The sequence below is a fragment of the Robinsoniella sp. KNHs210 genome (genome assembly GCF_000686105.1).
Classification (GTDB): Bacteria; Bacillota; Clostridia; order Lachnospirales; family Lachnospiraceae; genus Robinsoniella; species Robinsoniella peoriensis.
Window position 1 is genome coordinate 183836 of sequence record NZ_JMLZ01000001.1, and the last position, 22977, is coordinate 206812.

At 40.4% G+C, this 22977-nt stretch carries 14 protein-coding genes and 1 riboswitch; all 14 genes read right to left on the reverse strand.

Going from position 1 to position 22977, the window contains the following annotated elements:
- Nucleotide 1: 1 nt before the first annotated feature.
- On the reverse strand, nt 2-649 hold the full coding sequence (locus CD03_RS0100860; protein WP_027292009.1) for a DUF3796 domain-containing protein: 648 nt from the start codon (nt 647-649) through the stop codon (nt 2-4).
- Between the two features lie 126 nt (nt 650-775).
- Nucleotides 776-1858: a leucine-rich repeat domain-containing protein gene (locus tag CD03_RS0100865; RefSeq protein WP_027292010.1), complete on the reverse strand. Its 1083-nt coding sequence runs from the start codon at nt 1856-1858 to the stop codon at nt 776-778.
- Between the two features lie 163 nt (nt 1859-2021).
- Nucleotides 2022-4433 (reverse strand): transglutaminase-like domain-containing protein, encoded by a 2412-nt coding sequence (locus CD03_RS0100870; protein ID WP_027292011.1) that lies wholly within the window; start codon nt 4431-4433, stop codon nt 2022-2024.
- Nucleotides 4434-4446: 13 nt separating this feature from the next.
- Entirely contained in the window at nt 4447-5616 is a 1170-nt protein-coding gene (locus tag CD03_RS0100875; protein WP_027292012.1) for a DUF58 domain-containing protein, read from the reverse strand.
- A gap of 13 nt (nt 5617-5629) precedes the next feature.
- The gene (locus CD03_RS0100880; protein WP_044288816.1) at nt 5630-6559 is read right to left on the reverse strand and encodes an AAA family ATPase; all 930 of its coding nucleotides are present in this window, start codon (nt 6557-6559) and stop codon (nt 5630-5632) included.
- A 26-nt stretch (nt 6560-6585) separates the two neighbouring features.
- A complete protein-coding gene (locus CD03_RS0100885) occupies nt 6586-7272 on the reverse strand; it encodes an ECF transporter S component (RefSeq protein WP_027292014.1) in 687 nt (228 codons plus the stop codon).
- The gene (locus CD03_RS0100890; RefSeq protein ID WP_027292015.1) at nt 7269-8978 is read right to left on the reverse strand and encodes an ABC transporter ATP-binding protein; all 1710 of its coding nucleotides are present in this window, start codon (nt 8976-8978) and stop codon (nt 7269-7271) included. The genes CD03_RS0100885 and CD03_RS0100890 overlap by 4 nt, the downstream gene beginning before the upstream one ends.
- Nucleotides 8951-9832 (reverse strand): energy-coupling factor transporter transmembrane component T, encoded by an 882-nt coding sequence (locus tag CD03_RS0100895; protein ID WP_027292016.1) that lies wholly within the window; start codon nt 9830-9832, stop codon nt 8951-8953. The genes CD03_RS0100890 and CD03_RS0100895 overlap by 28 nt, the downstream gene beginning before the upstream one ends.
- A 19-nt stretch (nt 9833-9851) precedes the next feature.
- Complete coding sequence (locus CD03_RS0100900; protein ID WP_027292017.1) at nt 9852-10427, reverse strand: DUF4430 domain-containing protein; 576 nt, start codon at nt 10425-10427, stop codon at nt 9852-9854.
- Between the two features lie 156 nt (nt 10428-10583).
- Nucleotides 10584-12587, reverse strand: a complete 2004-nt coding sequence (locus tag CD03_RS35600) for a prenyltransferase/squalene oxidase repeat-containing protein (protein WP_027292018.1) — start codon at nt 12585-12587, stop codon at nt 10584-10586.
- A 5-nt stretch (nt 12588-12592) separates the two neighbouring features.
- Nucleotides 12593-14764 (reverse strand): DUF4430 domain-containing protein, encoded by a 2172-nt coding sequence (locus tag CD03_RS38410; RefSeq protein ID WP_027292019.1) that lies wholly within the window; start codon nt 14762-14764, stop codon nt 12593-12595.
- 82 nt (nt 14765-14846) lie between these two features.
- Complete coding sequence (locus tag CD03_RS0100915; RefSeq protein WP_027292020.1) at nt 14847-18956, reverse strand: InlB B-repeat-containing protein; 4110 nt, start codon at nt 18954-18956, stop codon at nt 14847-14849.
- 37 nt (nt 18957-18993) lie between these two features.
- The gene (locus CD03_RS0100920; RefSeq protein WP_027292021.1) at nt 18994-21921 is read right to left on the reverse strand and encodes an Ig-like domain-containing protein; all 2928 of its coding nucleotides are present in this window, start codon (nt 21919-21921) and stop codon (nt 18994-18996) included.
- Nucleotides 21922-22103: 182 nt separating this feature from the next.
- Nucleotides 22104-22317, reverse strand: a riboswitch (cobalamin riboswitch).
- 117 nt (nt 22318-22434) lie between these two features.
- Nucleotides 22435-22917, reverse strand: a complete 483-nt coding sequence (locus CD03_RS0100925; RefSeq protein ID WP_027292022.1) for a flavodoxin domain-containing protein — start codon at nt 22915-22917, stop codon at nt 22435-22437.
- Between the last annotated feature and the right edge of the window lie 60 nt (nt 22918-22977).

The following is a 22977-nucleotide window of genomic DNA, read 5'->3' on the forward strand; positions in this document are numbered from 1 at the left end:
ATTACTCTATATCCTCTGTGTCGTATTTATAAAGCAGGTAACTTGAGAGGAATATAACCAGAGCAATGATAAGAGAAGAGGAAACGATATAGGCAATTGCAACCACATCCGTACTTAATTTATCCCCTACAAACCCCATGAACCAGGTCACAAGAAAGAGTATGAAAAATCCTGTTTTTAAAGCTGACAAATCAGCCCTGGTTTTCTCCTCCTTAAAACGCTCATCAATGAGTGTATTGCTCAGCTTAGCCTCATAAAAAAAGCCAAAAAAACCGAAAAAGACAAAGAACATAAAAGGCCATACTGTCCGCTGTTCCATATACGTCATAATTCCAAAAAATCCGAAAAACCCGAAAAATCCAAACCACCCGAATTTCGGATTCAGGCTTCTGGTTTTGTTTTTTTCCTCCTTATTAACTTTATTTACTTTGAAAGAACTAATTATCATACTGAATATGAAATAAAACATATAAATCACAAAACAGGCAGTCGCGATAATCATTGTCAAATCATTCGTCTGGAATTGGTAGGTACTGAAATCCATTGGCTTTACAAGCCTTCCTTCGTTATAAACAGAAGCATAAAATACTGCAGCAAATTGTAAAAGCATCAATAAAATTAAAACCGAAAACTTCTTATTTTGTTTCATTAATATCCCTCCTTAAAAGTGATTTATTTATCTCTTTACATGACAAATATATCACTTTATAACGAGGCTGTCAAGACTATATTGATACAAATATATCACTTTTAATGAAAACTAAATATGTACTTGTTATTTTCGAACTGTGAATTTTACAACTTTCAGTGTATGTGACCGTGATAAATCTTTATCCACAACAAACGACTCTAGGGATAAAGTCTTTCCTGCCCATTTTTTAAGCTTTAAATTTTTTAAGGTGAAATAACCCTTACTGTCAGACTTTACAGTCTGGATTCTTTTTCTGGATGGATCCCGGAGCACTATGGTAGCATTTTTATTAGCTTTTCCTGCAATTTTTTTCGTTTTCTTTGTAATCTTATCAATAGATGAGGGCTTCATAATGTTTATGGTTTTTACAAGCTTCTGAAGCCGGAGTGTGTTTTGATACCAGGTGTTATTATTTCTAAATGCAATTGGAGCCTTTTTATCCAGTTCTTTTTTGTTTAGACGATTGTTTTTCAATTCAAGATTAACAAAATTTGTATGCTTTGAAAGATTCGGCAGTTTCGTTATTCGATTCCCGTCAGCCATAAAATATTGTAAACCCGGCAGATTTTTTATTTCATTTACACTGGTGAGCTTATTTCCCATAACACTTACATATTCTAAGTTGACCAAATGCTTGATCTGTCTTATACTTGTCAGCTGATTAGCATCAGCATAAAACATCGCTAACTTTCTTAAGTGCTCTACTCCTGAAAGGCTTTTTAACTTATTCATGGCTACATCTAGACAGTCAATCTTCACTAGCCTTTCAATACCGGAAAGGGATGTAATTTGATTTTGTGATACGTCCAAATCTCTCAAGCCGCGCAGCGTTTTTAATTCTGAAATACTGGTAATCTGGTTATTCGAAAAATCTATTCCACTTAAATTTTTCAGTTTTTCTATCCCTTTTAAGGACCTTATTTTCAGCTTTGTATCTTTAATATAGTAGGTATCCAATTGAGTTATTTCAGCAGCTTCCTTCTCTGTAAATGTTTCATCGTCATTTTTCTCCATTTCCCTTAAAATAGTCAGATACAGGGCTTTGTCCGGAATACCTGTTTCATCATTGGGAATCACCTTGCTTTCTGCTAAAACATTCATCGGCAGCAATACCATCATAAACATTAATATCGCCAATGTCCACATCATACCATGTCTTTTTTTCATATCCTTTCCCTCTCTTTCCCTTTTTCATAAATGCTGTATATGTAAAATTAAATTACAAAACTATTTTATCATATTAATCTCAAATTTACATCAGGAAACGGATTATTGAAGGATATTTTTTGGAAAGGGATTAAATAGTCCGGGTGATTAGCTCCTCCAAATTTTAGTATACAAAATCAATCAGCCACATTTTAATCTTTTTAAACAAATTTTTCTTTTTCAAAATAAGATGCAATGTCTCATCTTTCAGCTGCTCTGCCATTTCCCTCTGCTCCTTTGAAACATCCAGATCACCATAAACTGCTCCCTGTACCACATCCAGTGTCTCCCTGAATTTTTCTCCAAAATCTTCAGAATATTTTTCTGAAAGAATTCCTACATAACCATAATGAGATCCCTTTGCTTTCGGGGTCTTATCATAGTGAAGCAAAAATAAAATATAAGCATAGAGATGCTTTACCGCCAACCTATTATCAGCTACACGGAAACTCTTTTTACGATTTGCAAGTTTCCTTCTGTGATAAAGTACATAGATCAGCAATGATAATATTAAAATGACAGCCAGAGCTACTGCGGCAGTCACTAACATCTTTTTCACGGGTACTTCTGCCTTTTTGCCTGTCTTCTTTTTCTTTAATTCTTTTTCCTCATCTTTTATCTTTTCTGATTTGCCTGAGTCATCTGACTGACCGCCGTCTCCTGTAAGTGCAGGAGCCTGTGAAAATTCCGGTCTTTCCATAATGCCCAGATAAGGTGGTGTTGCTTCCATAGGTACCCAGCCAATGCCGTCCTGATAGACTTCTACCCAGGCATGGGCATTTTCTCCGGTAATTTCGATTGGTTCATAAGCCTCCACACCTTTTACGTCCTCCGGTGTCACAAGATAACCTTCCACATATCTTGCAGGAATACCCAGATACCGGTACATCAGAACTGCAGCTGTTGCATAGTGGGCGGAATATCCTTTTTTCTGGCTCTGAAGAAACCATTGCATAAAATCATAATTTCCTGAAAAGGTATCCACTTCTTCCGAATATTCTATATTCTTGTCCAGATATCCCATAATCAAAGCATTTGCTTCTTCATAGGGATAATGAGCACTCCCTGATGCCTCTTCTATTTTCAGAAGGCTTTTCAGAATCTGTTTCTGGTGGTCCGGTATATCCAGGTAATTCCGGTAGATAAAGGCATTGTAGTAACTTTCATTTCCCGCATATTCAGCTGCAGTATCACTATTCCTGATTTCATAAAACTTTGATGCCAGTGTAGGATACCGTTTCACCAGATTACTGTTTGCAGTATAGTGATACAGGCGGTTTCCAAACAATCCTTGTGACTTTAAGGAAACATCCCCCAGATTTTTACTCCCATCTATCTTACCGGGATCAGCCTTTAGTTCATAGGGGGTATAGATGTATTTACTGTTTGCATTTACATTCTGCACCGTAATCTCCACAGTCTCATCATCCGTTTTCCCATTTTCCAGCTGATTCACCAGGGAGAGCTGGTTTAATCCATTAAAATTTGTTTCGTGAAGCCAGTAAAACAGGTCCTTCGCTTCATAATAGACGGATTTTTCTAACTCTTTCCAGCCATTCTGGGTGTAAGTACTTCCAACAAACCCGCGCAAATACAAGGATTCCGGCTTATCCATCAGCACTTCCAGTGCAGTTGTATCCTTCAATGTCAAATTTCCCAGTCCCTTAAATTGTCCCTGTGTAAAAGAATTGGTCTTCTCTTTTTCATAGCGTATATTGGAAATTGTTTTTGCTATTCCTTCTTTTACCGCCTCTGCAATTCCTGCTTTCGTGTAGCTATTTACAGATACTGTACTGACCATCAATCCCAGGAGCGCTGCAAAAGCAACCGTTAGTATTCCGGATACCTGCAGGATTGCCAAATATTTACCATTGCCAAATACCCTCCGGTTTTTCCTGCCATGTACAAAAAAACTCAATAGAACCATTACGGAAGCCAGCATCATTATCACAGGTATGATACCATAGTTTTCACCAGTACATAATTCCAGCAGCAATAATGGTAATACACTTATGCATAAGAGTACTATACTGCGCAGCCGGATAATTACGGTTACAACTGAAGCAGACAGCAGGCAGCTCCATATCCAGAACTGGCAAAGGGATATTCCATGTAATTCCTCAGCTATACCAATATCATAAACTTTCAGGAACATTCCAAAGTTTCTGCCGACTACCTGCCCAATCCGGTTCATGGTCAGCAGAAAGCCGTACAGCATCAACTCCTGGCGTATTAAGAGAAACAGGATTCCAACAGCAGCCAGAAGCGCCGTACCTGCCTTCACATAACGGCTGTACTTTCCCTGTAACTGCAGCAGTATCAGGATCAGCAGTCCAAAAGCTGCCGAATAGTATACCTGCACCGGCAGATCAAGAAGATAAATAAAAGACAAAGAGATGCCAAGATAAAGCAAAAAAGCCGGAAGTAATCCTGCCAGCACGCTAAACAAACCTTCTCTGCCACTATTTTTCCGATTTTCCAATTGAATTGTAATCTGAGATTTTTTCTTAACTGTGTTTCGATTTCCATTTTTCATATCATTGTATCCCCTATATTACCAACTGGCATAATTCTTCTGTCATTGTCTCAGGTGTAAATACTACCAACGAATGGTCCAAATTCCCGGATACTTCCTGCTTATTTATCCGGCACTGCAAAACAGCCACAGAACAAATCTCACTTAAGCATTTCAGATCTTCTCCACCATCTGAGGCTGTTATATAGATCACATGGGCATAGGGATTGTCAATACCGTCCTCTAAATAATAATGGAGGCTGGTCTCTCCCAGCTCTTTATTCTGAATTCCGAGAAATCCTGCTGTCATCTCTGCTAACTCATCCACCGATGTAACATCCTGTCGGCGGAAGAGCCCCTTTTCCTGATCATACCACCCTAAAGTATGAAGATGTCCATTCTGAATCAGAGACTGGGATACTGATAAAAAGGATTCCATCATTGCATCGCGAAGCGCGGCTTTTTCTTTCTTCTTTTCAACAGATGCCGTTTCATATAACAGAATTATGGAATTTTCTACAGGAAGGCTGAGTTCCTTTACATATAACCCATCCAGCTTGCCGGATACCTTCCAGTGGATATTCTTCGGACTGTCTCCCGCCTGATATTCCCGCAGGCCAAATATTTCACTTGGATCATCCCCTCTTTTGCTGTCTGAATAAGTAATGCTGTCCCAATTCGCACTCAGGCTGTCGCTGATTTGTACATTTGCAGGAAATATGTCGGGTAATATTACAATATGTCCATGTTGATCCGGCTTCTCCCGCGCAGTAAAAATCCCAAGCCAGTCATATAAAGTTACCTTTTCAATGGTCACCTGTACATTTCCGCAATATCTGCTTTTCAGATTCCAGTTCAGCTTTTCCGTTTTTCCTGCCGGTATGGCGCAATAAATCTCCTGGGTCTGAGTCTCTCCGGTCAGCTGATTAAAAAACTGAAGGTAGCAGCACACTTTCAGCACTGGGAAAATACTCTTATTTTGAATGCTGAGTTCCCCTTGTACCTGCTTTCCCTTGCCCGCCATGGATACCGCTTGAAATGAATACGACAATTTGTGACGGACAGTCAGAATTGCCGCCCCGCAGACAGGGAGAATTGCCACAGATGCAATCAGGAGAAAAAATGCCCAGTATGAGTCTGAATAGATGTACAGGATTACTGTCCCCAACAGCCATACTCCATAGCATATTCTTGTCTTTAACATAAAGTCCTCCTGGTTATGCGATTTCCGGTACAGAAACGGTCTTAGTAATTTCTTCCATAATAGACATGGCAGATACTCCGGTTACCTTTGCCTTGGGATGGAGTATCACACGATGGCTGCTGACGGAGGGGAAAATACCGATGACATCTTCTGGAGTCACATAACCACGTCCGGCTATATAGGCAGATGCTTTCGCCATATTATTAACCGCGTATGCACCACGGGGACTTACGCCCAGCTGAATATATTCATGGCTTCTGGTCGCTTCTGCAAGCCTTGTTATATAACGCAGTATCTCTTCTTTTACCTTGACCCTGGACACTTCCATCTGCATCTCTTCCAAATCGGCCTTGTTAATCACTGCTTTGATTGTATCCAGCGGCTGGATTTCCTGACGGTCCTTTAAGATATTGACCTGACTCTCAAAATCCGGATATCCCATTTCCAGTTTTACCATAAAACGGTCTAACTGGGACTGGGGAAGCAGCTGTGTACCGGCGGAACCAAAGGGGTTCTGGGTGGAGATTACAACAAAGGGTTTTGGTACCTCATAGGTATTTCCGTCAACAGTAACATTTCCTTCCTCCATAACTTCCAGAAGTGCAGCCTGGGTCTTACTGGAGGTACGGTTGATCTCATCTGCCAGCAGCAGGTTACACATAACTGCTCCGGGCTTATAAACAAACTCACCGCTTTTTTTATCATATACCGTATATCCTACAACATCGGACGGAATAACATCAGGGGTAAACTGGATTCTCTTGTAATCCAGTCCCAGTGTTTTGCTGATTGCAAGTGCCAGTGTGGTCTTGCCCACTCCTGGTATATCCTCCAGTAAAATATGTCCCTTTGCCAGAATTGCCATCAGCACTTTTTGAATAACTTCCTCTTTTCCTACGATAACCTTTTGTATTTCCTGAACTAACTGTTCTGTATGCTTCATGTATTTATACCTCTCCTTCCTGACCTTTAAAATATTCCATGTTTGATATTAATTCTCTTTAATTTTCTCCCGATTGGACCGATTCCCAGCATCAGAAAAACCACATTGGATATGGCATACTCGATGCTTACCGGAAGTGCGATAGCCTGTACCGTCAGATATCTCGCCAGACAGAAGCTTCCGTCAAATGAAAGCACCGTCCATATGTCCATAATGGCTGAATATCCAAATCCCGCCAGGAACCCGTATACTGCCAAAATTCCTCTGTTCTTCAAAATTTTCTGCATCACCGGCAGCCCCGCAATCAGCCCCAGGCTTCCCCAGGCAAGCATCTGAAAAGGCGTCCAGGGCCCCTGCCCATAAAACATATTTGAAATAATAGCTGACAGCGATCCAATTAAAAATCCGGATTCCGAACCCATATAGATAGCAGCGATCACCACAATCGCTGTTACCGGTTTAAAACCGGGCAACACCGCAAAAATCAATCTTCCCACAACGGATATCGCCACCATTACTGCCAGGACTACCATTCGGCGTATGCTGCCTTCCTTTTTTTCATATGCCATATAAAACGGTATGCAGGCAAGAAATGCAATCAGTATTGAGATCAGATTATACCTTCGGTCCTGAAACATACGCACACCGAAAACAATTACCCCAAAAGCTGCCAGTATCAGCAGGACATTTATAGTTATCCGCTTTTTACTCATACCTGCTTCCTCCCGGTTGTCCTGCACATAGCGATAACATCCTCACAGGTAACCACATCCCTGTACATATGCCTTGCAATCCGGTTTGCTGCCGTGGTATAAAAACTGTTATTGCAGAAAAAATTCTTTGGAAGATCAATAGAGGTTACTTCTTTGTCAAAAAACATACCGCACCTGTCCGATGCCTCTGCTGCAAATTCCACATCATGAGTTACCATCAGTATGGTTATCCCATTTTTCTTTAAATCTCTCATAATTTCCAGTAACCGATTCTTCGAAGATGCGTCAATTCCCTTGGTAGGCTCATCCAGCAGCAAAATTTTAGGTTTTAACAACAGCATTTTCCCGATGGCTGCTTTCTGCTGTTCTCCGCCGCTTAAATCATAGGGGTGCTTGGGAAGAAGGTGTTCAATTTCTAACATCTTGGCCGTCTGCTCAATCATCCCACTCAATTCTTCCTTATCATAACCCATTACTTTCCCCATTTCCTCATAATCTTCCCATACACTTTCCTTTAAAAATACCGTCTGGGGATTCTGAGGCAGTGATGCCAGAATCTGTCGGTACAATTCATTTCCTTTATACGCTTTCTGTTTCTTACCAAAAATTTTGATTTTTCCTTTATATGCATGGTTTACATGAGAGATCACACTGAGCAGTGTGGTTTTCCCGGAACCATTGCTTCCCAAAATGCTAACGATCTCCCCTTTATATAATTCCAGGCTGACACCCTCCAGGATATCCGGTAGCTCCCGTTCATAGCGAAACCAGACGTCTTTCATGGACAGTACTATTTCCTGCTTCAGCCCTTGCTGCGTGAATTCATGATCCCTGTGAATGGATTCGCTCTTCTGATCCAGTTCTGGTTCCTCCCTGTACCAGGTACTTAAAAACTGGCGCCCCTCTCTTACCGTAAGCGGACAGGCACAATCCACATCCAGCCCGTTATAGATCCGTACTGCACTGGGCAGTCCAAGCATCATTTTATGGTTTGCTTTAATTTCTTTTAATTTTTTTCCTGCTTCCCTGGGATTCTCCCACAACAGCAGCTTACCCTTTTCCATAATCCCAACTTTATCCGCAGCCGGGAAAACATCTTCCAGGCGGTGCTCCGTCAATATAATCGTGGTTCCAAGCTCCCTGTTCAGCTTTACAAGGGTAGCGATAAAATCAGATGATGCAATGGGATCCAGCTGGGACGTGGGCTCATCCAGAATCAGCAGTCTGGGCTGCATTGCCATAATGGATGCCAGATTCAGCAACTGCTTCTGCCCTCCGGAAAGCTCAGAAGTATTTCTGCGAAACCAGCCGTCTATGCCAAAAAAACAAGCCATTTCTCCCACTCTTCTGCGAATAATCTGATTATCAAGCCCCATATTTTCCAGACCAAACGCAAGCTCATGCCACACTTTATCCATCACGATCTGGTTTTCCGGATTCTGCATAACATATCCGATATCGCAGGCACTAACACGGTCTGTTAATTCCTCCTGCCTTACCCCCAGATAACGCACTTCTCCGTCTTTCTCCCCATGGGGTGCAAGCTCTCTTTTTAATAATCGAAGCAATGTGGTTTTACCACAGCCGGATTCCCCGCACAGAACAATAAACTCTCCCTCTTCTACCGAAAAGCTCACATGATCCAGTGCACTTGCCTCCTGTTCCGGGTATGTAAAACTTAAATTCTCGACCTTAAGTATTTCCATTGTATTTTCTCCTTCAATTCCAGTAATCCGGGAAGTATCATAAATAATAAAACGACAGCATACCGCCAAATATCTCCGGCTTTCGTTCCAATCCCGGAGACAACCGGGTAGTAGTAAAAATCAAGTTTACCGGCAAAATAATTTCCGCCTATATAAAACATCATAATCCCAATCGCTGTAATTAAAATAACATCTGCCTTCCGAAACCGGAAAAGAGAAAAATTCTTTCTCCCTGGCAGCCCGTATCCTCGCGCTTTCATTGCATCGGCAGTTTCAATAGAGTTTTCAAGAGACCAGGACAGCAGGCTGTCAAATACCCTCATAGAACTACCCAGCTTGTCAAACTTACTGTCCCTGGCATACAGCCCCATTGCCTTCTGTGCCTGGTTAATTTTTTTGATCTGTACTTTATAGAGTGGAATAAAGCGCAGCGCCATAGACAGCACCAGCGACAATTTCGGAATCGTTTTCCCAAACAGATACAAAAACTTATCCGATGTCATAATGACGTTTATACATTTACACCAGAACATTACCCCCACAATCATAACGGCGATGGCGCCTCCATACATAATCGCTTCCAGGGTAACCGGATTATCGTTCATGAAAAATAAAATTGTTTCTCCATTATGCGAAAACAGGGGATTGGTGATTGCCAGCAGAAGAAACAGGAAAAAATAGAATACCAGGTTGCGCGCCACAATACGGGCGGGATGCAGCATGGAAAAAAAGAGAATTGAACCAAACAGCGTACACAGTAAAATCACCGGATGCGCAGTAAACATGGTAAACAAAATAACACATACATAATATAAAAATAATACAATCGGATGGTATTTTTCAAAACCGCTCATGTCTTTCTCCTTCGCTTACTCATTCTTCTGTCTCAGTAGCTTTGCTGTCATTTTGCGTATCGAAGCTTCCTCCAATATCCCGTCCAAGGTCACAGGTATAAACAAATTCGATTATATCCTTATCCTTTGGTTTATAACGGCTGCAACCGTAATCCGGAAATGCTCCGTTTACCCGGTACATCCACCCGCTCAGGGGACCGCAGGAATATTCATACAGAAAATTTATCCCCTGAATGTAGGCACTTCCGTAAACGTTATCCTGTGCCCCCTGATATTCCATATGAATTTTTTCATGGCGCGTAGCACGGTTTAAAATATCAAAAACGGTGTCCTTCGGACGCAGTACATATTTTGTCGGTGCTAAGATTACACCGTCTGCCGGAACGTATTTTTCATCCTGTAGTTCCGGTTTAAGCTGATCCCAGTTATCCAGGATTGTATCGCACCGGATGCTTAATGTAACAGTCTGGGAATCTTCTGTGATATCGTCCACATGAGTGAGGTAATAATCTTCCACAGACTGGAACTTTGTACCTTTAAACAGAACGATGATAATGATAGCCGCAAAGGCAAGTATCAGTAAATCTTTTTTCATTTGTGTACCCATTTCCGATCACAGAGTTTCTGTGATACAGTCACTGCAAAAAAAGGTTAAAAACCTTTGTGACTTCCTTTCTAATTGCTATTTTTCAACCTTTATGGAATGCTTAACCGTTATGCTTTCAGTCCGTAATTGTTATCATAGTCTTCTTCACCTTCGTGGCTTATCTTCGTTTTCGTCATAGTCTTCTTCATCGTCTTCATCATCGTCGTCATCATCGTTATTGTCTTTCATAAATTTCTCATTCTTTCGCCGTTTCCTCCTGCTCATGCGAATTACTACAATCACAACCAGTATAATCACACAAATTCCGAAGAAAGCTGCCACAATTATAGCCGTTATCTGATTCTTAATTCTTACATTTGCCTGTACAATATCCTCATATTGTAAGATCTTTGTCCGGTCATAGGCACTGAGGCTTTCGATTTTATTTTGTATTTGCTTCACTTCTTCCCTGTCTTTTAAGGATATTTTGTCCAGTGGATACAGCTTCTTTGTTACTTCTTCATTAATTGATTTTATCGTTTCTTTAATCTGATCGATCTCCTGTGATTTTTCTTCCAGTTTTTCTTTATACTGCTTATAGTCCTCTTTATTATCGGACTTTCGGTATTTGTCCAGGAGCGTAACGACTTCCACGTAAGATTCGCTGGTAATGGGATCGGGCAGACTTTCTACTTTTTTTGCATCTTCATCTGTAAAATGGATATTTGCGGACATGTCAAGGTCCTGTCCAAAGAGAGATGTGACTGAACCATTTCCCTTTGTATTCACCCCCATATGTTCAGACAATGGCTCCGTGTTGTTTGCAATCCCATTTTCAGCCATTTTATCTGCCAGGACAGCATAGGAGTAAACATAGCTTCTTTCTTCTGGCGGAATTTGTTCATATGCATCGTAAACCGCTGTGATTTCCTCTGGTGATGTATCTTCCTTCAGGTTATGTATCCGGGTTTCCAAATCCGATATCTGTTTTTTTAATTCCGCTGTCTGTTCCGGACGGAAATCATAGAAATTCCGCATTCCCCCATAGAAGCGGCACAGAGCTGTCAGCGCACATAATGCCTGGTCACTTGCCATGGTATTGGATTTATCCGGGTCGGCATTGGGGTTCTCCTCATCAAATTCTTTGGAATGGATGAATCCCCCTTCTTCCATATGGTACTGCATCAACCCATCAATGACGGTATTTCCATTTTTAATAAACCGCTGATCATTTCCGGGATCGATGCCCAGACTTGCCAAAGCGATCAATACCTGGGAACAGCTTTCCGAATTCTCCGATCCCCAGCTTGTGAAGCCGCCCGATTCCTGCTGGCTGGATGAGAGGAATTGCAGGGCTTCGTCCACGACCTGCCGGACACTTTTTTCCTGTTCCTGCTTCGTTCCCTGCTTCGTTCCCTGCTGCACATAACGATAGGTCTTCTCACTGTTATAGTAAGGTGCCAATGCCTGAAGTGCCATGGCAGTCATATCCACATCCGATTGAGCATCTAAGGATGTCAGATTAAACCCGCCATCCTTAATCTGGCTGCTGAGAATCCTCTCCAGCAAACCCTCTCTCGTATCTGCCGCATCCGCCGGAATATCATAACGCATGCTATCCATGAGCAGAAGTCCGAAGATCAGTCCGTTAGTTCCCTGTATACCCAGTGACATTACCTTGCCCCGATTATAGCTGCCATCCGCCACCAGATCAACCGGATTGCCCTCCTGATCCTCTCCTATGGAAACCGGATCTCCTCCTGCTGACAGCACCGCAAGTGCGATTCTCTGCCATTCCGTCGCTTTTGTACGGTCTAAATATCCATTTTCCTGATAGGATTTACTGATATACGCTGCCGTAACGGCAATATAAGCATTGTAATCATCTGCATATCCACTTCTGCCTATGCCAATAGCTGCCCAATCCCCTGAGGTAGATCCCACACTGTCTAAAAAGACTTCTGACATCAGAGGTTCGTCCATGCTGACGCCTGAAATGGCTTTGCGCCAGTTTATAATGCCCTCCATGACATTTAACAGTTCGTCCGGGGTATAATCTTTGTGGGATGCTTCTGCAGTAATTGTGAATATACCTGCAAGGAGACAGCAGGCAGTACACATTACCAGAAGTTTCTTTATTAATTTATCTGCGTTCATTTTTAATCTCATGACGATTACCACTCCTTATCCCAGACAACTGATCCGGTGTCGGTGCCGTTTTGATTGCCATCTGGTGGCGGATTATTACCGCCCATTGCGTCGCCGCCGCCGATGTCCTTGCCGTATGCGAGGGTGAAACGGATGCGGATGTCATCACCGTCTTTTGGAACATAATCTGAAAATCCGATATTAGGATATTCTCCATTTACGGAATACATCCAGCCGGAACCAATTGTAAAGTCCATTTCTCCTAACTGATTACTTCCCCTACACAATTCTAAATGAAGAACTTGTGCCGTACCGGCATCCCATTCTACCAGTTTTTCCATTAGATCTTCCGGTATCTGGAGAGTTTCATAAAGATTATAATTGGCTTTTATCGCTTTTAGATAGTAAGCCTCGTCTAAAGAACCGGTTATTTCTGTCTCAATCCCATATTTACCCAGGATTCTTTCTAACACATATGCCAGATTTTCTCCTTGTTTGATATCAACAGTTTCATCAAATATACTTGAAGCACCAACTGTTGTTGCCTCCATGGAAATATGCATTGTTCCTACTATTTTAGGACTGCTGGTGATCGTGAATGTTCGATCTTGTTCTTTTTGGTGATTTGTATCATAAGCCCATACCTTGATTGAGTACGTGCCGTCCGGTACACTGGCATTATAGCTTATCTTATTTATATTGGGATATACAGGTGTCATTTCTTCACCATTTAAATATACTTTAATATCACTTGGCTGGATATACATGCCCTTATAATCTTTTGCTGCGACGTAGAAGGTAAATAATTCAGGAACAGTTTCCCCACTGCTTTCTATCTCCGCAAGATCCGTTATGATTACAGGCAAACGCGGATCTTCACCATCTTCACCAGGACCAGTCGCAAATGTATACTTGACATCATAAGGTTCCGGATACTTTCCATTATCATCATACGCTGTCAGTACAAAATGATATGTTGTTTCCTTTTCAAAAGTCATCGTATAATTACCATTACCGTCATCTGTCAGTTCATTGCCCTCACAGATAACTTTCATGCCTACTTTTTCTCCACCCCTTAACCCATAGGCGTAAAAAGTAATTTCCGGGATATCTACTACCTCAAAATCCCCCAGATTTGTACTTATAGATAAATCACTGATGGGTTTATCATAGGTTATTGTATATTCTTTCTTCTCATTGACCTCACCTTCTGAAGCAGAAATCGAGAAATGGTTCTTACCTTCCATTAATTCAGTTTTATATTTATTAGAGTCCGATGTAATGGTTTTTCCATTTAAAGTGACTATAACAGGAATTTCTTTGCCTGACAGTTCTGCGTATGCAGTAAATGAATACGCACTTTTTGTCACAATATCACTGTCCTTAATATCGCAGTTTATTTGTATTTTCAAAAGTTCTAAAAAAACCGTATAAGTTTTAGAGACTGTGAATTCCTTCTTATCTTTATCCCGATAAACTACAGATATTTTAATTTGATTCTCACCGGGAGACAATTTAGCATATCCTGTTAAATCGGTATCTCCATCATTATTTAAATTTACAAATGTGTTTTTTACAGTTAATTCCTTATTTAACTGGGTAATGGTAAACGAGTAATTACTATTGGTAACAGTTTCTCCATCAATTATAGACGATTTAAAATATTCATTTTTCTTGTCTCCATTTTTATCAAGCTCTTTGTTATTGTTTTCTTTTCCGCTTCCACCTGTTCCATCACCATTATTGTTGCCATTACCATTGCCTTTTTGCCCGTTAGAACCCCCGGAATTTGTATTTCCGTTACCACTGCCTCCGCTATTTGCTCCCTGATTACCTTTCTGATTTCCAGCTCCTGTAGGTTGATTTTGTTTTTCTGGAGATTTATCAGAACTTTTAATGTTTTTCTTTTCTTCCTTTTTCTGTTCTTCACTGGAATCAGCATTTACTTTGGAAGTTGTCGCCGATGGTATTCCTTTTGGCAAAGTAGATACCACTTCATTTGTACTAGTCAATTTTACCAGGGAGCTGTCTTCTGACAGTCCCTGTATGGGATTGGATGGCATAGCTGAAGCCTGGCTGTTTAAGGCATTTATAAAAGTTACTGCTATCAAAACAATCACAAGAAGTGTTGTTATTCCGGTTGAAGCACTTCTATGTTTTTTTACACTAGCCTTGATATATGCCCATAATTTTTTCATCTTTATACCTCCTTGAATAGCACAAGCTGGCTTGTGCTATTCCTTAATTAGTCGTTTGAAAGTGCTTTTCATTCAAACTTATTTATTTCTTAATCTTTAATTTCTTGACAGAACTGTAGGAACCGTAGATGTATTTACCAAGTGAATCTTTCCGATAAGCTCTCACTCTCACATAATATGTCTTTTTCTTTTTTAGTTTTGAAATCGTCTTGCTTGTTCCTTTCATTGTAACTGTTTTCATACTTTTACGAAAACGTTTATCTAAAGCATATTGTACTTGATATCCCTGAGCATTTTTCACTTTTTTCTTCAACACGACTTTTAACTTTTTGGAACCCGTATTGGTAAGGTCTTTTAATACTGGCTTTGCCGGCTTCTTTACCTTTTCCCACTTCGCATAGAGCGTATAATTACTACCTTTTCCTTTTTGTATCTTTTTAATCTGCTTTTTAAACTTACGGTCGGTATACCATCCTTTAAAGAGATAACCTGCCTTTTTCGGCTCCTTTAAGGTAATGGTTTTATCCCCGTTATAAGTAATCGGATTTTTACTATAATTACTTCCTCCGGCAAGCACATAAGTCAGGCTGTAATTAGAAACTGCTACATTACAGCTAACAGTCAGATTTCCTACTTTAGCCGTGATTACCGCCGAACCGGCACCTTGTCCGGTCACTCTTCCTCCTGATACCGTTGCAACTTTATTATTGCTGCTGCTCCATGAAATTGTTCTGTCAGAGGTGGTATTAGCAGGCACGTACCCTATGGATAACAAGCTGCTCTGGCCCTTTACAAGCGCAATATTGTTCTTATTTATAGTAAGATTTTTAAGGGGTGACTGTACAACTACCCTGCATAATACTGAAAATTTACCAACATTAGCGGTAATTGCTGCTTCTCCGTTAGCAATTCCTTTTAACTGGCCATTTTGCACAGTAACTACTTTGTTATTGCTGCTGCTCCATTTTACTGTTTTATCGTTTATCGTATTTATCGGATTATACGATACCTGAAGGCTGGCACTGGCACCTACATCTACAGTTAACTGATATGTGTTAAGCCCAATACTCTTTAGCTGGAGGCTTAATATTCTTGCATACTCTGCTTCTGCATTTACCAGAATCTGATACTCCTCCTGTGATACAAAAGCACGCTGATCTTCCTTTAAGATATCATATGCTGCCCGTGCTGACAGAATTGCATCCTTACTGCTCATTGATACAGTACCAATTGCAGCAATCTTATCTATTACCTCTTTTGCCTTTTTATAATTATATTTCATATTCGAAAGAATTTTTTCTGCCTGAACTAATACCTGATAATTGGAAATCATTTTCTTCTGACTTGCTGTCATTCGTCCGAATTCACGACGAATGGATACCAGCTCCTCTTCTTTATCCAGCGTTACCTCTCCAATAGCATCAATCCGCTCTATTAATCCATCAGCCAGAATTTTGTCCTTCTTCATATTTTCCAGATCCATCTCGGCCCGAAGCAATGTATAATAGTTTTCTACTAATACTTTCTGTATATTATTTTCCAGTACATCATATGAAGCTCTGGCTGCAATAATTTCCGGTTCCATCTCTAAGGAGATTTCTCCTCCAAAAATCAATATTTTATTTACAACATCCATAGCAGCCACAAAATCTTCTTCCGTTGCCAGTTTCTGAGCCATATCATACAACTTTTTCTCTGCTTCCATAAGACGTGCCAGTATTCCTGCCTCTATCTGAGTCCTTTCATCTTCTGTAAGCATTAAATATGCTGCATGGGCTTCTGTAATTAGTTGAAAACTATTGTCTTCAAGGTTAAGGTCCTCATTCTTTGGAATTACTGATATCTTTTCCTGTACCAAAGCAATTCTCTCAGCACTCTCTAATAATGAAGTAAGTATTTCTTCTGCAGACTCCAGATTTCTCATGCTTTCTGCATCCACCAATTCTTTTTGCTCTTCACTAAGTTCATTATAAGCTCCTCTGACTCTTTCCACTATTTCCTGAGATTCTAATGTTATCTCACCTATAGAATTTATCAGATCAACTACTTCTTTTGCCTTATTGCTATTTTCTACAAGTACTGCAAGTTTGGCCTCTGAGTCAACCAGTTTACTATAGTTTGTAACCAGTTCTTTATCGTCTTCCGATAATAATTCATAGGTTGCTCTTGCCTCCGATATAGATTTCTCATCCTGCAGTGTGACTTCAGTTTTCAAATTATTGATTAACTCAATTACAATTTTACTTTCTTCCATCCCTGCTTCTAAAGCAGCAAGCTTTTCTTCTGCCTGAACCAAACGCTTATAATAACGTATATTAATTTCTGCCTGCTGTATTGCACACAGTCCATCATAGATTTCTCTCGCCCTTTTAATTTTAGACCTGTCAGAAATTGTTAATGCCTCTACATCTAACTTATTTACAATGGCGAAAAATTCATTTAATCCGGTAGTGTAGTTTACAATCCATTTTGCATAGAATGATTGTGGTCCATAGCTGCCTTTCGGTATCTCTGTTACAGGTTCCCCAGTAAATGAGGGGTTTCTGTACCAACCTTTAAATATACACCCATCTTTAGTTATCTGCTGCTCTGTTGGCAAAACAATCGTATCACTATAAGGAGTGTAATTTTCCGGAATAACAACTCCCTGGGCAAGTGTTCCTTCTCCAAGATTTATACTTATGGAATAATTACTTTGTCCATACTGTGCATAGAGCGTAATATCTTTTTCCGGCATTGATAATAATTCTCCCGGCTGATAAAAACTTCCGCTTCCATCCTGCTTTGTATTCCATCCGATAAATTCCTGTTCATCAAGTGAAGTAAAAACGGGCATTGTTACTTCTGCATAAGGGCTGTATTCCTTTACATCTTCTTTTTCAACAGCATGATCATTTCCATCAAAAACAACTGTATATGAAGCAGGCGCCATTTCCTGATAACTTCCATCCATCATATCAGTCATATCATACAATGTATTTTCCTTATTTTTAAAACGGTCATAAGCAATTAAGCCATAAACCGCCTGATCTGTAGCCATTCCATTAACGGATGTTCCTGCACCGCCGCCGCCATCAAAACCGGATGTTATATGCTTAAATCCTCCAGACCCCGGTGATGCTCCACTTTTTGAAGCCCAGAAGGTAAGAAGCGCGTCAATCATATTGTTTGTGTTGACACCATCCTGCACCATGCCCTTCTGAATGAATCCGCATCTTTTACCAATATTCGGAAGCTCCACATCCGAAGACATCGGATCAATATTCAAAGCAGTCAATGCCACAATAACCTGTACAGTAGATTCTGCATTAACATTTCCCCAACCCTTAAATGCACCATTTGCTGCCTGCAATTTACTGAGTTCCAGAATCCCGCGCTCCACAACTTTCAAAAATTCAACATAAGGTGTATCCGCTCCACTGCGGAGGTATTTTGCCTGATCCAAATAATATGGTGCCAAAGCCTGCAGTGCCATTCCAGTTACATCCGGATCCGGAAAATTGTTTATCAGTGAAAACCCTCCTTTTGTACCATCCTTCTGCTTTAGTTCTTTACTAACTATAAAATCTATCATTCTTCCATATGTATTTACATCACCAGGTTCAGCATCGGATGGATTTTTCATAAAAGAATATCCGCCTGTATTCATAGCGATAATTTCCCAAATTGGACCGTTTATTCCCTGCAAATAAGAAAATTTATAAGAAGATGATAATTTTTCTATAAAATCATAACCTCCGATATCAGTAATATCATAACCCAGAGCAGTGAGTGCTAATATAACCCTGGACCACTCCGTTGACTTTGCAAAATCCAATTTGCCTTCTCTGTCAACCACATACTGCTCAACCCTTTTCAAATAGTCACTAAAATATCCCTCGTCAATATAATTCATATAATCAGCGCCAATATACATTCCCCGAAGCAGATCCATTACTGACCATTCGCCATTATTGGTTCCTACACTGGGTTCTTTCACATGCTCCAGGATATACCGTGCTCCTGCATTGATATAGAATCTTATACCAGGCTTTTCATCTTCCCAGAATCGAATATCCAGATTCTGATTTGCCTCATTGGGGTTCCACGCTTTCGCCTGAACCTTAAGAGAAGTGACCGGTACGATTCCTAAAATCATTACAACAACTAACACCAGGGCAAGTACCCTTTTACAAAAAACATTCCACTTCATAACCATCCTCCTTCATCCCGCGAATAAGTTTAAATACTTATTTTATAACCATAATATTTACGGTTTTAGATTTGCCATTTTTGCTTCTCACCTTAATCTTGCAATGTCCTGCTTTCTTCGCCCTTACTACGCCTTTCGAATTTACAGTAGCTATTTTTTCATTCGACGATTCAAAATAAATTTTTTCCGTTGCCGTAATTGGTTTTCTGACAACTGTAATCGTTGCCTTTTTCCCTTTTTTCAGGCTCATACTGCTCTTATTTACTTTGATCGATTTGGTAACAACTCTGCTTTTTTGTACGTTTACCCTGCAGACTGCTTTTACACCACGTTTTGTCTTGACGGTAATTTTAGCAGTTCCTTTCTTTTTTGCTGTAATTTTCCCACTCCTTGTAACCGTTGCCACTTTTTTATTTGAGCTGGTCCAGGATACAACCTTGTCTCCTTTTCCAATGCTTTTAACTTTCACTACTTTGGTTGATTTTTTCACCTGCAGAGGAATACTGCTTACATTTAATTTCACATAGGCTTTTGGCTGTGGTACCGGTTTTGGGGGCTGCGGAACAGGCGGTGTTGGAGTCGGCGGCGGCGTTGGCTTTGGTTCTGATTTCTTCTGAACGGTTATTTTACAGGAAGCCGCCTGATCACCGGAATATACAGTTATATTCGCAGTACCTAAAGATTTTGCCGTAATGGTGCCACCTTTGACCGTTACAATCCTTTCCTGATCGGATACCCATATAAACGGATCCGTAGCATTTGCCGGTGATGTTTTGATCGGTAATGTTAAAGTTTTTCCTTCTTCCAGAGATATTTCAGATTGGGGAAATGACAGACTGTTGACGGAAACTGCTTTGTCAATCACTTTTACCATAGTACTGGCACTGACTCCGCTTTTATCTCCGTATGCCGTTATCCATACCGTACCGTTTTTCTTCGCCATCACTAGACCTTTTTCATCTACACTTGCAATGGAAGAATCTGAGCTATTCCATCTGATATTTTCCGTATAGTTATCCGGCGATACGGTTAATAATAAGTTTTTAATTTTTACGCCGCTGACGCTGGACAGGGAAAAACAAGGGGAACTGATACTGATTTGCTGCAACGGTATTTCCTTTACGGTTACCTTACATGTTTTGCTAAATGCCCCTGACGAAACCGTAATATCGGCCTCCCCTTCGGCTATCCCTTTGACAATCCCGGTCTTACCCACGGTCGCCACTTCCGGATCAGATGTTACATAAGTCCAGGTAATGTCATCTGTTGCATCCTCAGGAATACTACTTGCCTTTAATGTCATTGTGGCACCTTTTGTTAATTCCATGGATTCCATACTAAGACTCATATCCGTCATAGGAATCTCTTTGACATTTACTGTACAGGAGGCTTCAAAACCATTACAGACAGCCGTGATAATCGTCTCACCGGTTCCTTTCCCCACGACCAGACCTTTATCATCCACGGTTGCGGCATTTTCGTTAGAAGAAGACCATCGTATTTCCCTGCTGTCCGATGTATTTGACGGCAGATAGATTACTTCCAGTTCACTTTCCTGTTTTTTCAAAATGTCCAAATGATCCGCACTCAGGTCAATCCCGGTCATAGGGCTTTCCGGTACCGTAATGGTACAGGATGCCTGCAGATCTCTATAACTGGCTGTAATCTGTGCCACACCCGGACTTACAGCCGTTACCACTCCGCTTTCTACCGACACCACTTCCGGATCACTGGATGTCCAGTGGAGATTAACTGGAAAATGAGTTTGTTCCGGCTCCACTGCCACCTGCAGCTCTTCACTTTCATTAATCATAATCTCTTTATCTTCTGTCAGCATTTTTATAGCAGTTACTTCACCAATCAATGTTTCTTCCAACATTTCTGATGTCTCATCTACCACATTTTGCTCTGCTCCGATATTCCTCATGACCTGGTTCGCCTGATTTACCATCTGGCTGATCTTTGGATCATTCAGCAACGCTTCTCTATTTGCTGCAGAATTTATACTGGCAAGCAGATATGTCAGACGGTCTTTGTCTGCTACCAGATAATAATCGTCAATATCCCCGCCACCCATTGCACCGGAGCCGCCGATCTCAGAACCATATCCTACCGTGAACTGTACGCGTACCACATCTCCGTCTGATAGATAGGTATCCGCAAATCCTACATTTGGGAATACATTATTCAGACAATACATCCAGCCGCTCATACGGCTAAAATTAAATTCTCCCAGTTCTCCGTCAATAAAAGCAGTTGGATCAAAGGCATTGCGCACTTCATCAACAGTTGCCACCGTAGGCTCTAAAGCCGCATCCTTCAAAAATCCAGATGGAAGATTCTGAATTTTAGATAAATAAAAGCCGGTATCCAGGCTTCCCGTATATACCATATCATATCCATTTTTTTGAATCAGCCGCTGGAGTACACGAACGGAATTCTCACCTTCATATACCGGTACCAGAACCGGTTCAATCAGATAATCTTTTGAAATCGTGAAAAGTTCGATATCAAAAGCCGCATATCCTATACAATCGCCTTTATCTGCTGCCTGATAGGTAAAATGATATTGAATCTCATTTTCTGCTTTGTCTTCCTTAAATCCCCTGACAATAATAACGTAACTGCCATCTGGCTTTCCTGACATATTCAATAAATAGCTGGTCTTTTTCTTATCATTCCAGCTCACCTTCAGTGCTTCTCTGTCATTGGGCATATCTTCATTGTACAGAAATGCCTCTGAATCCACTTTGTTATCTCCGCTGTCCCTTGCCCAGACATCAAATGTTCTTTTGCTTGACCGCTGGATAAAACCATCCTGTAAAGTCGTTTTCAGCATGATTACTTCTTGCTGACCGGAACCTGTTTCATCCGCCCGAACAATCATTACCGGAATATCTGTTATCAACAGCAGCATAACAATCATCCAAACGAAAAATTTCTGAATCACTTTTTTCTCCCTCATTTCATTTCCTCCTGAATTATTTATCATTTTTTTACACAAAAATAAAAGCCTTCCTGTGTGTAAACAGAAAGGCTTTTATATTATAATCAAATCGGATTCCCATCCTCTTTATTCCATCATTCTAATGCACCAAACATTAAATCGCGGTATAAAAACAAATCTGCTTCCTCATCCCGGAAATACAGCAATCTGTTTTTACGGCAGGTATCCTGACTCCGCTTCGACCTTAGAAACGCCTTCTCAGCAGCTATCCGTGCAGCGCCAATGGCATATTGTTTCCTCGTCCACGTTACAGTAGAGGTGACTGTGCCGGAATTGAACCGGCTTCCCTATTATCACTTTCATGGCAGATTCTGAAAAAATGCATGAAAAATGACCGCAATTAATATTTTGTTTATGAAATAATACTATCTCATTGATATGGGAAAGTCAATGAATTTCTTTGGATAATTGGTATCTTTTTTATATTTTACCTCCAAAACTATAAAAATATTTTTCTTTTAGCAGCTTCATTTAAGAACATTTCTTATTTAGAAAATCAGCTAATCCATCTATATTTTTATATAGTATTTCATTTTTCTTAGGCTCCAGTTTCGACACCATGGCTGTTATTTTTTTATCGAAAAATCCCATTTTATGTTGACGAAGTTCACCTCCCATATTTACTGTTTTTTCAGCATGCTTTCGCAGCGAAGCGGGGAAATTTTTGATGAAGAACTCACTTTCCTGATCAGGTGTTGTACAGCACATAAATAAAATAATATTTTTTGTAAGCAGGCTTTGCAGATTCTGTTCACAAAAAACTTTTACTTCTTTTTGTATTTTCCCTATGTATATGGATCCGCCAATGATAACCCAGTCATATTGCTGCAAATCGACGGATCCGGCATCTTTTAAATTTATTGTTTTTACTTCCTGGTTCAGTTTATCTTTGAGATAGTTGCTACAATCCTCTGTACATCCATATTTACTTGCATATAGTATCAATATTTTCATGCACTTACTCCTATACACTTATTTTTTAGTTGTTGTTTTTGGTTTTTGCATATACTTAAC